General features: G+C 73.2%; 11 protein-coding genes. 5 read left to right on the top strand and 6 right to left on the bottom strand.

Features of this window, described 5'->3' with window-relative positions; all coding sequences use genetic code 11:
* Positions 1-23: 23 nt before the first annotated feature.
* A complete protein-coding gene (locus DEI82_RS09430; protein ID WP_220037258.1) occupies positions 24-1,118 on the top strand; it encodes a glycosyltransferase in 1,095 nt (364 codons plus the stop codon).
* Between the two features lie 94 nt (positions 1,119-1,212).
* On the opposite strand, the gene rfbD is transcribed toward DEI82_RS09430, so the two are convergent.
* From rfbD to DEI82_RS09415, 3 genes are read right to left on the bottom strand one after another with little or no spacing between them, the layout of a single operon-like run.
* The gene (gene rfbD, locus DEI82_RS09425; protein WP_111009533.1) at positions 1,213-2,064 is read right to left on the bottom strand and encodes a dTDP-4-dehydrorhamnose reductase; all 852 of its coding nucleotides are present in this window, start codon (positions 2,062-2,064) and stop codon (positions 1,213-1,215) included.
* On the bottom strand, positions 2,061-3,047 hold the full coding sequence (rfbB, locus tag DEI82_RS09420; protein ID WP_111013465.1) for a dTDP-glucose 4,6-dehydratase: 987 nt from the start codon (positions 3,045-3,047) through the stop codon (positions 2,061-2,063). Before rfbB ends, rfbD begins: the two co-directional genes overlap by 4 nt.
* A gap of 40 nt (positions 3,048-3,087) precedes the next feature.
* Positions 3,088-4,650, bottom strand: a complete 1,563-nt coding sequence (locus DEI82_RS09415; protein WP_181435166.1) for a DUF2142 domain-containing protein — start codon at positions 4,648-4,650, stop codon at positions 3,088-3,090.
* A gap of 107 nt (positions 4,651-4,757) precedes the next feature.
* Between DEI82_RS09415 and DEI82_RS09410 the strand changes: the two genes are divergently transcribed.
* A complete protein-coding gene (locus DEI82_RS09410; RefSeq protein ID WP_111036603.1) occupies positions 4,758-5,363 on the top strand; it encodes a dTDP-4-dehydrorhamnose 3,5-epimerase family protein in 606 nt (201 codons plus the stop codon).
* A gap of 5 nt (positions 5,364-5,368) precedes the next feature.
* Positions 5,369-6,232, top strand: a complete 864-nt coding sequence (gene rfbA, locus DEI82_RS09405) for a glucose-1-phosphate thymidylyltransferase RfbA (RefSeq protein ID WP_111009537.1) — start codon at positions 5,369-5,371, stop codon at positions 6,230-6,232.
* A 77-nt stretch (positions 6,233-6,309) separates the two neighbouring features.
* On the opposite strand, the gene DEI82_RS09400 is transcribed toward rfbA, so the two are convergent.
* The 3 genes from DEI82_RS09400 to DEI82_RS09390 are packed head-to-tail and all read right to left on the bottom strand — an operon-like array spanning position 6,310 to position 10,419.
* Complete coding sequence (locus DEI82_RS09400) at positions 6,310-7,950, bottom strand: DUF2142 domain-containing protein (RefSeq protein ID WP_111036602.1); 1,641 nt, start codon at positions 7,948-7,950, stop codon at positions 6,310-6,312.
* Complete coding sequence (locus tag DEI82_RS09395) at positions 7,947-9,500, bottom strand: DUF2142 domain-containing protein (protein ID WP_111036601.1); 1,554 nt, start codon at positions 9,498-9,500, stop codon at positions 7,947-7,949. Before DEI82_RS09395 ends, DEI82_RS09400 begins: the two co-directional genes overlap by 4 nt.
* Complete coding sequence (locus tag DEI82_RS09390; protein ID WP_375334619.1) at positions 9,490-10,419, bottom strand: glycosyltransferase family 2 protein; 930 nt, start codon at positions 10,417-10,419, stop codon at positions 9,490-9,492. Before DEI82_RS09390 ends, DEI82_RS09395 begins: the two co-directional genes overlap by 11 nt.
* 109 nt (positions 10,420-10,528) lie before the next feature.
* On the opposite strand from DEI82_RS09390, the gene DEI82_RS09385 reads away from it, so the two are divergent.
* Positions 10,529-12,436, top strand: coding sequence for a glycosyltransferase (locus tag DEI82_RS09385; protein ID WP_146242878.1), 1,908 nt, complete (start codon positions 10,529-10,531; stop codon positions 12,434-12,436).
* Positions 12,423-14,003 (top strand): glycosyltransferase family 39 protein, encoded by a 1,581-nt coding sequence (locus tag DEI82_RS09380; protein WP_111036599.1) that lies wholly within the window; start codon positions 12,423-12,425, stop codon positions 14,001-14,003. Before DEI82_RS09385 ends, DEI82_RS09380 begins: the two co-directional genes overlap by 14 nt.
* Positions 14,004-14,022: the final 19 nt, after the last annotated feature.

Below are 14,022 nucleotides of genomic sequence, written 5' to 3'. Positions count from 1 at the left end.
GGGCAGGGAGGACACGAGGCCACGTGCGCATTCTCGCATTCGGGACGTACCAGGCGGCGAACCACCCGCGCGTCACGGTCCTCGTCGAGGGCCTCCGCGCCCGGGGCCACCGGGTCGTCGAGGCGAACGTGCCGCTCGGCCTGAGCACCCGGGACCGCGTGGCCATGCTCGGGTCGCGGACCGGGGCGGTCCGGATGGCCGTGCGGCTGCTGTCGTCGTGGAGCCGGCTCGCCGTCCGGGCACTGCGGGTCCGCGCCGCCGGTCGTCCCGACGCACTGCTCGTCGGGTACCTGGGGCACTTCGACGTCTGGTTGGCGCGAGCGCTGTTCCCCCGGACCACCATCGTGCTCGACCACCTGATCTTCGCCGCGGACACAGCGGCCGACCGCGGCGTCGGCGGTGGCGTCGTCCAGCGCGCCCTCCGGTGGCTCGACCGCGCCGCCCTCACCATCGCCGACGTCATCGTCCTCGACACCGAGGAACACCGGGACCTCGTGCCGGCCGCGCTGCGGTCGAAGGCGGTCGTCGTGCCCGTCGGCGCGCCCGCGGAGTGGTCCGCGGTCGAGCCCGCGCCCGAGCCCGGGGACGGACCCGTCCGCGTCGTGTTCTTCGGACTGTTCACGCCCCTCCAAGGGGCCGCGGTGATCGGGCACGCGCTCGCGGGCCTCCCCGAGGGGCTCGTCGAGGTCTCCATGGTCGGGGCCGGTCAAGACCTCGACGCCACGCGCGCGGCCGTCGGCGACCGACCCGACGTCACCTGGACGCCCTGGGTGGAGGCCGCCGACCTGCCGTCCGTGGTCGCCGCGCACCACGTCGGTCTCGGCGTGTTCGGGACGACCGACAAGGCGCTCCGGGTGGTGCCGAACAAGGTGTACCAGTGCGCCGCGGCGGGCACCGCGATCGTCACGAGCGACACACCGCCGCAGCGACGGATGCTGGGGGAGGACGCGCTGTTCGTGCCGCCCGGGGATGCCGACGCGCTCGGCGCGGCGCTGCGCGGTCTCGCCGAGGACCGTGATCGGTTGGCGGCGCTCCGGAGGGCCGCCCGGAGCCGTGCCGCCGGGTTCCGACCGGCCGCGGTGGTCGCCCCGCTCGAGGAGCGGCTCGCCCGGCGCTGAACGCGGTCGGCGCAGGGCGCGATGGCCCAGGGCGCGACGGCCCCGGGCGGCGCCGGGCGCGACGGCGCCGGGCCGCGACGGCGCCCGGCGACCCTCAGGCCGTCAGGACCCCCGCTGCCGCGGCGGCGTGCAGGGCGTCCCGCCAGTCGCGCATCGGCGCGATCCCGGCCGCCGCCCAGCCGTCGTGCCCGAGCACGCTGTAGGCCGGACGCGGTGCCGGACGGACGAACGCACTGCTGTCCGTCGGGAGCACGCGCTCCGGGTCGAGGCCGGCCTCGGCGAAGATCGCCTTCGTGAACTCGAACCACGAGGCCTGCCCGCTGTTCGTGCCGTGGTAGACCCCGGCGGGAGCGTCGGCGTCGAGGAGCGCGACGATCTGCCGTGCGAGGTCGCCCGTCCACGTGGGCTGGCCGACCTGGTCGGTGACGACGCTCACCGTGTCGTGCGACGCCGCGAGCCGGAGCATCGTCTTGGCGAAGTTCGGGCCGCCGGCGCCGTAGAGCCACGCGCCCCGGACGATGTACGACGAGTGCGGGGCGACGGAGCGGACGAACGCCTCGCCCTCGGCCTTCGTGCGACCGTAGGCGCTCACCGGGTGGGTCGGCGTGTCCTCGGCGTAGGGCGTCGTCGCCGTGCCGTCGAACACGTAGTCCGTCGACACGTGGACGAGCCGGGCACCGGACTGGACCGCGGCCCGGGCGAGCATCTCGGCGCCCTGGGCGTTGACGCGCCGCGCCGTGGCCTCGTCGGTCTCGGCGTCGTCGACCTTCGTGTACGCCGCCGCGTTGATGACGACGTCGTGGCCCTCGACCGCGGCACCGACGGCGCTGCCGTCGCTGATGTCGAGTTCGGCACGCGTCAGCGCGGTCACCGCCCGCCCGAGGAGCGCCTGCTGGATGTCCTGGCCGAGCATGCCGCCGGCGCCGGTGATGAGGTACCGGGTCATGCGAGCGCCGCACGCTCCTTGAGCGGCTCCCACCACGCGCGGTTGTCGCGGTACCACTGCACGACGTCGGCGAGGCCCTGCTCGAACGGCACGAGGGGCTCGTAGCCGAGCTCGGCCTGGATCTTCGAGATGTCGACGGAGTAGCGGAGGTCGTGCCCGAGCCGGTCGGCCACGCGGTCGACGTACGACCAGTCCTTGCCCGTGGCGTCGAGCAGCAGCTGGGTCAGCTCCTTGTTCGTGAGCTCCGTGCCGCCGCCGATGTTGTAGATCTCGCCCGCGCGGCCCCGGGTCAGGACCATGGCGATGCCGCGCGTGTGGTCGTCGACGTGCAGCCAGTCGCGGATGTTGTCGCCCTCGCCGTACAGCGGGACGTGCTGGTCGTCGATGAGGTTCGTGACGAACAGCGGGATGACCTTCTCGGGGAAGTGGTACGGGCCGTAGTTGTTCGAGCACCGTGTGATCGACAGGTCGAGCCCGTGGGTGCGGTGGTAGCTGCGCGCGAGCAGGTCGCTGCCGGCCTTCGACGCGGAGTACGGGGAGTTGGGCTCGAGCGGCCGGTCCTCGGTCCACGAGCCCTCGGCGATCGAGCCGTAGACCTCGTCGGTGGAGACGTGCACGAAGCGCTGGGTGCGGTGCCGCAGGGCCGCGTCGAGGAGGCGCTGGGTGCCGACGACGTTCGTCTCGACGAAGACGCCGGAGTCCCGCACGGAACGGTCCACGTGCGACTCGGCGGCGAAGTGCACGATCGCGTCGATGCCGGGGACGACCTCGTCGAGCTTGGCCGCGTCGGTGATGTCGCCGTGCACGAAGGTGTAGCGCGGGGAGTCGGCGACCGGGGCGAGGTTCTGCTCGTTGCCGGAGTAGGTCAGCGCGTCGTAGACGACGACCTCGGCGCCCTCGAGGCCCGGGTAGGCGTCCTCGAGCGTGCGTCGGACGAAGTTGGAGCCGATGAACCCGGCTCCACCGGTGACGAGGATCTTCACGGACTGTTCCTAACGGTCTGGCGGAGGGTCGCCGAGGATTCTAGCGGGACGCCGCGGGGGCTCGTCGGAGCGACGGGCGGTCCGGCCCCGCGCCGACGGCGGTCGTTCCGACGTCGCTCCCGCGGCCGGCCGATCGCCACACCGCGACGACCGTCGCGCTCCCGGCGACGGCCAGGAGGCACACGGCCGCGAGCAGGACCGGCGCACCGAGCGGGGTGGTCGCGGCGAGGTGGGCGAGGCCGGCGCGGGTGACACGGAGCGCCGCGCCCTCGTCGAAGCCGCGGTAGGCGACGGACAGTCCGTAGACCGCCATGACGGGCGCCCCGACCGCGACGACCCGACCGGCGACGGGCCACCAGCGCGCCGGGAGCAGACGGAGTCCGCCGACGGCGGCGACGAGCAGGAGCGCGGCGAGCGCCACGAAGAAGTACCGCCCCTGCGCCCCGGTGATCCGGTGCAGCCGACCGTACGACTGCCAGTTGTTCGCCAGGAGGAGGAGCAGGGACACCGCCGGGAACGTCACGAGCGCGAGCACGGGTCCACGCCACCGTGACCGGAGCACGACCGCGGCGACCACGGTGACGAGTCCGGCGATGGTGAGCGCCACCACGACGACCGGGTCGATCGGGTACGAGAGGAGTCCGAACCGACCCCAGAACGACGTCGTGAGCGCGGACCACTCGCTCGACAGGAAGAACCCCGGGTCGCGCTGCTGGCCCGGGACCCACGGCGACGCCGTCCAGGTGCCGGCGAGCCCGTTCGGCTGGACGGTGCCGTAGCGCACGACGTTGCGGACCCACCACCAGCCCCCGAGCGCGGCGCCGATCGCGAGGGCCACCGCCGCACGTCCCAGCCGTACGCGGAGACGAGCCGTGGTGGCCACGACGAAGGCGAGGCCGACGAGCGGGACGGCGGGGAACCCGGTCGCCTTCGTGGCCACCAGGACGCCGAGGGCGGCGCCGAGTGCGACCGTGGTGCGCCACCGGAGATCGCCGGTGGCCACTCGGACCGCCAGCCAGGTCACGACCGCGCCGAGCAGGATCACGAGCGCGTCGTTCGTGACCGAGGAACCGATCTGGGCCAGTTGCGGCACGGCCGCCAGGGCCGCAGCCGCGACGAGGCCGAACCGCCGGGACCGCGTGAGGCGACGGCCGGCAGCCCAGACGAGCATGGGCAGCGGCGCGACGAGTGCGACGTCGAGGAGGCGGAGGACGACGATCACGTGGTCCCACCGCAGGTCCTCGAACCCGACCACGCGGAGCACGACGGCCGCCAGGGCGTAGGCGGTCGGTGGATGCTGGGTCATCTGGTCCGCCCCGGCGCTCGCACCGGGGGCGGCACGGACGAGTTCGGCCCAGGTGCCCCGGTCGGCCGGCGCGGTCGTCGCGACCTCGGCGCGGGCCGCGAGGAGCGCGTTCGACACCCGCAGTGCGCCCGGCGCCGGCCAGCCCTCACCCGTGGCGATCGCCACGACGGCACCGGTGTGCGGCAGTTCGTCGGGCGCCTGGAAGAGCGGCGTGAGGAGCGCCCAGACGACGAGCAGGAGGGTGAACGCCGCGGTGATCGAGCCGATCGTCCAGCGCTCCGTGCGGGTGACTGGCATCCGGACCTCCATCGTCGGCGAGCTTACCGATGGGCTACCGCCCCGCCGACCCGCGCCGCGCCGCTCCCGGGCGAGGGCGCGAACCGGTGCCTTGCTACGCTCTCGGGGTGCAGATCCGCGAACTGAAGATCCCCGACAGCTACGAGATCACGCCGAAGCAGTTCGGGGACGACCGTGGCGTGTTCCTCGAGTGGTACCGCTTCGACCGCCTGGCCGAGGCCACCGGCCGTTCGATCGACCTCAAGCAGGCGAACACGTCCGTGTCGAAGCGCGGCACGGTCCGCGGCATCCACTTCGCGGACATCCCGCCGAGCCAGGCCAAGTACGTGACGGCGACGCACGGCGCTGTCCTCGACTTCGTCATCGACATCCGGGTCGGCTCGCCGACGTACGGCGAGTGGGACTCGGTGCTCCTCGATGACCAGGACCGGCGGGCGATCTTCCTGTCCGAGGGGCTCGGGCACTGCTTCGTCGCACTGACGGAGGGCGCCACGGTGTCCTACCTCGTCACGGACGTCTACCAGCCCACGCGCGAGCACGGCATCAGCCCGGTCGACCCGGCCATCGGGCTCGCGTTCCCGGAGGAGGCGGGCGAGCTGCTGCTGTCCCCGAAGGACACCGAGGCGCCGACGCTCGCCGAGGCCGAGGCACAGGGGCTGCTGCCGCAGTGGGCGGACGCCCGGTCGTTCTACGACTTGCTGAAGGGGGCCTGATCGCGATGAAGGGCATCATCCTCGCCGGCGGTTCCGGCACGCGGCTGTGGCCCATCACCAAGGGCATCTCGAAGCAGCTCATGCCGATCTACGACAAGCCGATGGTCTACTACCCGCTGTCGACGCTCATGATGGCCGGGATCCGCGAGGTCCTCGTGATCACGACGCCGGAGTACAACGACCAGTTCCGTGCGCTCCTGGGCGACGGCTCCGCGCTCGGCATGACGATCGAGTACGCGGTCCAGCCCTCGCCCGACGGCCTCGCGCAGGCGTTCGTCATCGGCGAGGACTTCATCGGGGACGACAGCGTCGCGCTCGTCCTCGGCGACAACATCTTCCACGGGGTCGGCCTCGGCACGAACCTCCGCAAGAACACCCACATCGACGGCGCGACGATCTTCGCGTACCACGTCTCCGACCCCAAGGCCTACGGCGTGGTCGAGTTCGACGACGCCTTCCGCGCGATCTCGATCGAGGAGAAGCCCGCCGAGCCGAAGTCGAACTACGCCGTGCCGGGGCTGTACTTCTACGACCACCGCGTCGTCGAGATCGCCAAGACGATCGAGCCGAGTGCCCGCGGTGAGCTCGAGATCTCGACGGTCAACGAGCGGTACCTCGAGGCCGGTGCGCTCAACGTCCAGGTGCTCGACCGTGGCACCGCATGGCTCGACACCGGCACCTTCGAGTCGATGATGCAGGCGTCGGAGTACGTGCGCGTGATCGAGGACCGGCAGGGCCACAAGATCGGCTGCATCGAGGAGATCGCCTGGCGGAACGGTTGGATCGACGACGCCGCGCTCGCCGCGCTCGCCGCACCGCTCGCGAAGAGCGGGTACGGCGTGTACCTGCAGCGCCTCCTCGACGCCTGACGCGCGCCCCGTCGCGCGGCACCCCGACGCCCCGGACCTCCGCCAGGAGCCGGGGCGTCGTCGCGTCCCGCGCTCCGTCAGTCGACGTCCGGGAGGCGGTCGGTCGCGGTCGCGGGGACCGTGGCGGTGACCGACGGGACCGGGGTGCGCGGGGCCTCCCGGCCGGTCGTGTCCCGACCGGACCCGAGCCCGCACCAGCGCCACGCGAGCACCACCGCGACGACGACCGCGACCGCCATGAGGACGCCGACCACGGCGAGGGCGTGCGACCCGAGCGGCGTCGTGTACGCGAGGTGCGCGAGCCCGGGACGCGTGATCCCGAGGTTCGTCTGCTCGTACTCGCCCCGGTAGGCGACGCTCAAGCCGTACGCACCAACGGCCGGGGCCGCGACGACGAGGACCCGGGCGGCCCGGCGACGGAGCACCGGCCGGACCACGAGCGCGGACCAGGCGACCGCACTCATCGCGATCGCCGCGACGAGTGCGACGAACAGGAACCGCCCCTGGGTCCCGCCGATCTGGTGCAGGCCACCGTAGGACCGCCAGTCGTACGCGACGACGGCGAGGAGCACGGCCGCAGGCAGCGCGCCGAGTGCGACGACGGCACCGCGCTGCGGGAACCGGCGGGTGAACGACCACGCGATCGCGAGCAGCGCCACGAGCGACAGGAGGTCGGTGAGGATCGGGGTCATCGGGAACTGGAAGCCGCCGAACTCGCCCCAGAACGAGCGCGTCAGTCCGTCCCACTGCTGGTCGACGAAGAGTCCCAGGTTCCGCGTCGAGCCGGGCGGCCACGGCGTGACCGGGGTGAGACCGGCGAGACCGTTCGGCAGCGGGGTGTGGAAGGCGACGAGGCAGTGCACCCACCACCAGGAGCCGAGCACCACGCCGATCGCGAGCGCCACCCCGGCGCGGGCCAGCCGTGCCCGCCAGGGGAGGGCGCGTGCGGCGAGCACGACGACGGCGACGAACAGGACCGCCGGGAGGCCCGTGGCCTTCACCGACGCCAGCACGGCGAACGTCAGCCCGAGCGCGAGTGTCGTCCACCAGCGCCGGTCACCGGTGAGGATCCGGACGCCGAACCACGTCAGCAGGCCGCCCAGGAGGAACACGGGGGCCTCGTTGGTCACGGAGGAACCGATCTGCGCGAGCTGGGGCACCGCGAACAGCGCGAACGGCGCGACCGCTGCGAGTCGCGGCGCCCGCGTGAGCCGCCGGACCGTCGCCCAGACCAGGACCGGCAGCGGCGCGACGAGGAGGGCGTCGACCAGGCGGAGCACGACGACGGCGACGTCCCACCGGAGGTCGTGGAGGTGGAGGATCCGGAGGACGACCGCCGCCGCCAGGTAGTAGGTGGGCGGGTGCTGCGACATCTGGTCCACGAGCACCGATTCGCCAGGGTGCGCCGCGAGGAGGGCACCGACGGTGGGCCGCTGGAGGGGCGGGGTCGACGCGGCGGAGTCGACCGCGGCACGCGTCGCGTTGAGGTAGTGCAGCTGCCCGGGGGCGTCCCAGTGGCCGCCGAGCGCGAGGTGCAGCACGGCGTCGACGTGGGCGGCCTCGTCCGGGGCCTGGAACATCGGGGTGACGAGCGCCCACACGACGAGCAGGAGCGCGAACGCCAGCGTGACCACCGCGACCACCACGACCTCGCGCCGGGTCACCCGGGGGCGCGGCACGACCACCGCGGTGGCCGGGAGGCGCTCGGCGGCGGTCATACCGGGACCTCCTCGCTCCGCGCCGCGCGCGTCCGCGCCGCCGCGGCTGCGGGGATCGCCCACCACGTGGTGACGGCCGCCGCGACGAGGGCGACGCCGAGGAGCACGGTGAGGACCGTCACGCCGGCGCCGCCGACGGGACTCACGCTCGCGAGCCGGTGGAGGCCGTCCTGCGTGACGAGGAACTGGTTCTTCTCCCAGAAGCCGCGGTACCCGACGGTGACGCCGTACGCGGCCACGAGCACGGCCGTCACCAGGGCCACCCGGCCGAACCGGGCGCGACCTGCGGGCGTCAGGACGGCGCGTCGCCACGCGAGCGCGCTCAACGCCACGAGGGCCACGATGCCCGGGAAGAAGTACCGGCCCTGCACGCCGCCGATGAACTGCGTGCGGTCGTAGCTCTGCCAGTTGTTGAGCAGCTGGGTCGCGACGAGGAACGCGGGGAACACCGCGAGCGCGATCGCCGAGCGGAGCGCGGGGCCGCGCCGGAACCCCCACACGACGATCCCGCCGATCCCGACGATCGTGAGCAGGTCCGTCAGCACCGGGGTCATCGGGAACTGAGCGCGTCCGAAGTCACCCCAGAACGTCGGTCCGAGGCCCGTCCACTCGCTGTTGAAGAACTGGCCGAAGTTCGGCGTCGCCCCGCCGGTCCAGGGCTCGTCCGGACGGAGGGCGATGAGTCCGTTCGGCTGGAGCGCGTGGTACACGACGATGTTGTGGAGCCACCACCAGCCGCCGAGCACCCCGGCGACGGCGAGCGCGACGAGCGCCCGGACCGCGCGCACCGCGGGACGGAGGACACCGACCCCGGACCAGAACGCGGCGACGGCGACGAACGGGATCGCGGGCAGACCCGTCGCCTTCGACGCGACCGTGAGTCCGAGCGCGACCGACAGCGCCAGGAGCGTGCGGCGTCGGACGTCGCCCGTCACGACCCGGACCCCGAGCCACGTGACGAGCGCACCGGCGAGCATGACGAGCGGGTCGTTGCTCGCGGAGGCACCGATCTGTGCGACCTGTGGCACCGCGAGGACGGCTGCCCCGCCGACGAGCGCCGCGGCGGGTGAGCCCGTCAGCCGTCGGGTCGTCGCCCACGCCAGCAGGGGGAGTGCGAGCACGAGGAGGGCGTCGAACAGCCGCAGGGTGAGCACGACGAGGTCGTACCGGAGGTGCTCGTAGTGCACGAGGTGCAGGACACCGGCCGCGAGCACGTAGTACGTCGGCGGGTGCTGCGTCATCTGGTTCACGCCGGTCTCGTGCGTGTACCGGCGTTCCAGCGCGCCCCACGTCGGGCCCTGGTCGGTCGGGACGTGTCCCACGAGCGCCTGCGCCTGGACCGTCGCGCCCTCGTAGCGGAGGTGCCCGGGTGCCGCCCAGCCGTCGCCGCGCGCCACGTGCACCACGGCGTCCACGTGAGCGGCCTCGTCCGGCGTGTGGAACAGCGGGGTCAGGACCGCCCACAGCGCGAGTACCAGCCCGAACGCGACCGTCAGCGCGACGACGGCGATGCGCTCGCGACGGGTGATCGGAGGGGCGTCAATCGCCATACCGGGCGAGCTTCTGGAGGTCGAGTGTCTCCTCTTGCAACGTCCGGTTCAGGCGTGTCAGGTCGGCGACCACGCCGATCACGATCGAGAGCAGGGCCGTGATGACGAGGACGACGCCGAGGATGAGTGACTGCAGGTGGTTGCCCCCGCCGTCCACCGCCAGCAGGACGAGGTACCGGACGAACGGGATGAGCCCGCACACGGCGAGCAGCACGCTGATCCAGGCGAACAGGGCCATGGGTCGGTACATCAGGTAGACCCGGGCGATCGCGGACCCCGACTGGAACATGTGCTGCCAGATGTTGCTGAACAGGCGGGACTCGCGGGTCTTCGGGTTCGTGGTGATCGGCACGCTGGCGATCGCGAGGCGCTTGTACCCGGCCTGGACGATGGTCTCCATGCAGTAGCTGAAGCGCGTCACGATGTTCAGCCGGATGAGCGAGTACTTGGAGTACGCGCGGAAGCCGCTCGCGGCGTCGGGCAGGTCGAGGCCGGCCGCGCGGCTGGCGACCCAGCTGCCGAACTGCTGCATGCTCTTCTTGAAGGCCGAGAAGTGCTCGATGGTGCGGGTCTGCCGGTCACCGATGACGATGTCGGCCTCGCGCCGGAGGATGGGCTGCACCAGCTCGGTGATCATGGCCTGCGGGTACTGGTTGTCGCCGTCGGTGTTCACGACGATGTCGGCGCCGTGCAGGAGCGCGTAGTCGACGCCGTCCCGGAAGGACCGCGCGAGACCCATGTTCGTCGTGTGGTGCACGAAGTGCTTGACGCCGTGTTCGCGCGCGACCTCGACGGTGCGATCGGAGCAGCCGTCGTCGATCACGAGCAGCTCGACCTCGTCGATGCCGGGGATCTCGCGGGGGATCGAATCGATCACGGACGCGATCGTGGCCTCTTCGTTGAGGGCGGGGATCTGCACGAACAGTTTCAAAATTCGGAACACCTCGGGCTCTGGACAGCGCTGTCGATCCTAGCGGAGGTCGTGACCGGAACGGTGTCGGCGGCGCGCGGGCACTACCCTCGGACGCATGGCGCTGACCCGGGGACCAGCTCGCGTCGCTGCGGGTGTCGCTCGACGCCTGTTGGCCGGTCGTGACGTCAGCCCACCCGACGCGGGGCACGCACCCGTCGTGCTCGGCATCGCGACGGAGATCGACCAGCGCGGCGTGGACCGTGCGGCGCTCCGCGCCGACGTGACCACCGTCCTCGTGCTCGCCGACGTCCGGACGTCGCTCGCCGACCGCGCCGCCGCCCTCGACGCGGCCGCAGCGTCGGTCGACGCCGCGCAGGTGCTCCTGGCCACGTACGACGTCCACGCCGGACCCGCCACCGCACATCCCGTACCGCGCGTCCCGCAGGGGTGGCAGGGCGTCGACGAGCGCGTGCACGCGACGGTCGGCGGCGCCGTCGCCGCCGCGCTCCCGGCCGTGGTCGGAGCGCGTCTGCTCGTGGTCGACGCGGCGCTCGACGCCGAGCCGGAGGCGTGGGGACGCCTCCTCGACGCGCTCACGCCGGACACCGCGGTGGTCCAGGCGGTCGTGCGCACCCGCGACGACCTCGTCGCGAGCGCGGGTGCCGGGTTGATCCGTCCAGGGTGGCCCACGTGGCCGGTCCTCGAGGGGTTCCCGGTCGAGGACGTCGGCGAGGCGGGCACGGTGGTCTTCGCCGCCGACGAACCCGTCCTCGCCGTCCACACGAGCGCAGTCGGGATCCCGCCGCGCACGATCGACGCACAGGTCACGCTCGCCGCCTGGACACGTGCCGCTGCGGACGTGCACGGCGGGGCCGTGCGGGCCGTGCCGGTCGGACGCGTGTACCGGGACGCGCGCGAGACACCGCGGCGCCTCGACACCGACGCCGAGGCGGTCGTCCGCGGGTGGGACGACCGAGCGGACGCCTGGACGCCGACGACCCTCGCCGCGCGCGGTCTCGCCATCGCACGCGTCGACGCCGGTCCTGCGGGGCGTCCCGTCGCGCTGCGCGTCCCCGTGCCGTGGCTCGTGCGGGCCGTGCACGCGACCGATCGCGCCGTCCGTCTGCGCTGGTCGCTCAAGATCGCGGCCCACGCCGGCCCCCGCGGTGACGACTGGGGCGACCTGTTCTTCGCCCAGGACCTCGCGGCCGCCCTGCGGCGAGCAGGTCAGGAGGTCGTGGTCGACGCGCGGGACCGGCACGTCCGTCCGCGCTCCGAGCACCTCGACGACGTCAGCCTCGTGCTCCGTGGACTCGACGACACCCCGGTCGTCCCCGGCGCCGTCAACGTGCTCTGGGTGATCAGTCACCCCGACCTCGTCACCGACCCGGAGCTCGCCCGGTTCGACCTGCGCTTCGCCGCGGGCGCTCGGTGGGCGGACGCCACGGCGGCCCGGACGGGACTGCCCGTCCGGACGCTGCTCCAGGCCACCGACCCCGCGCGGTTCGCACCCGGACCGTCCGATCCCGAACTCGCCAGCGACGTCCTCTTCGTGGGCAAGACCCGCGACACCGTCCGGCCGGTCGTCGCCGACGCGGTGGCGGCCGGCCTCGACCTGACGGTGTGGGGATCCGGGTGGGACGCGACACCGGTGGCGCCCCTGGTCCGCGGGGCGTTCCTCCCGAACGACCGCCTGCCCGACGCCTACCGCAGCGCTCGGGTCGTGCTCAACGACCACTGGCCCGACATGGCCGACGGTGGGTTCCTGTCGAACCGGCTCTTCGACGCCGCCGCGACGGGGGCCATCGTCGTGTCGGACGACGTGCCGGGCATCCGCGAGGTCGCAGGACCGAGCGTCGTGGTCACGGCCGGCGGCCCGGACGACCTGCGGCGCGTCGTCGCGGCCGCGCAACCCGGCGACGAGATGATCCGATCGGCGCGTGCCGCGGTGTTCGCCGAACACCATTCGTTCGACCGTCGAGCCGCCGTCCTGATCGAGGAGGTCCTCCGTGTCCGCAGCTGAGTCGTGGGCCGAGGGACCCCGGAGTGCGACGCGGGAGCGACGCCGGGAGGGACGGGCGCGGCGGGACGCGCGGCTCGAGGTCGCCGGGTTGGTCGCCGCCGTGGTGTTCGTCGTGCTCGCCTCGGTCGCCCGTGCGCTGAGCAACGGGCCGCTGTCGACGGCCGACGAGACCGCGCACCTCGACTACGCCTACGAGGTGTGGCACGGTCACCTCCCGGTCTTCGAGCGCGGGATCCAGTTCCACCCCGCCTTCGGGGCCGTCCCGCCCGTGCAGTGGGTCTCGCAGCACCCGCCGCTGTTCTACGCGCTCCTCGCGCCCGTGGTCGGACCGCTCATCGACGGCAACCACCTCTACATCGCGGTGATCGCCGGCCGGTTCGAGGACGCGCTCATCGCGGGGACGACGGTGCTCGCGACGTGGTGGGCCGCGCGGCAGGTGCGTCCGGGGGACCGCGTCGTCGCGGTCGTGGCCGCGCTCGCCACCGCGTCGACCGGCATGCTCATCCTCGTCGGTGGCGCGATCTACAACGACCTCGTCAACGTCACGTTCTGCGCGCTCGCGATCGGGCTGGCGGCGCGGGCGTTGCGGACCGGCCTGACGACGCGGCTCGTCGTCGCCGCGGCGCTCGTCGGCGTGGGCGGCATGCTGAGTCGGCTCGTGTTCGCCGTCTTCCTCCTGGGCCTCGTCGTCGCCCTGTTCGTCGCGCCGACCCGTGCCGTCACCGCGCGCGGGGCGTGGGGGCGCCGGGTGCTGGCGGCCGTCGTCGTCGGTGTCGTCGCCGCGCTCGGAGCGGGGTGGTTCTACCTCCGCAATCGCGCGCTCACCGGCAACGTGGCCGGCAGCCACCCGGCCTGGGCCGCGGCGCACCTCGGTCGGCACGACCGGACCGCGTCGTCCGTCGTGACCGACAAGGGGTTCTGGGAGCAGCTGTTCGCCGTGTACCGGGCCGGCCTGCCGACGACGAGCCCGCTCACGTGGGTCCTGCTCCTCGCACCGCTCGTGCTCGCCGCGGTCGTCGGTGTCGTCGTCCTCGTCCGCACGCTGCGTGCACGCGGACGCCATCACGGCGCCGCCGCCGCCGATGCGCAGCCGGCCGAGGTCGCCGGGGTCGTCGGGCGGCCGCTCTGGGGTGTCCCGGCAGGGTGGTGGCTCGCGGCGATGATGGTCGCGGTCGTCGTGCTGACGGTGTTCCTCGAGGTCCGGTTCGTGATGGGCGGTGGCGCCCCGAACACGCGCTACGCGCTCCCGCTCGTCCCGGTCACCGCGATCGTCGGGGCGATCGGACTGACCGCGCTCGGGCGCATCGCGGGCACGGTCCTGACGGTGCTCTGGTCGATCTGCGCCGTCGTGGCCTACTCGAGCGCCGTCGGGCTCGTGACCCCGGTCGGCCCGGCGATCGCGCTGACCGCCACGCGTGGCGACTACGTCGTCTCGCTCGTCGTCTTCGCGTTCATGGTGGTGGCGGCCGTCGTGCTCCGCCTCCGGCGGCCGCCGGCAGTCGGCGTCGACGCGGGTTCCGAGCCCGACGTCCACGCCGACCGCGGCGGACGACCCGACGGCGCCTGAGCGTCGCGTCCGGCGTCTC

This window comes from Curtobacterium sp. MCBD17_019, from assembly GCF_003234555.1.
In the GTDB taxonomy this organism is placed as follows: Bacteria; Actinomycetota; Actinomycetes; order Actinomycetales; family Microbacteriaceae; genus Curtobacterium.
The sequence above is the reverse complement of the archived record's forward strand: the minus strand, read 5'-3'. Positions and strand labels throughout refer to the sequence as shown.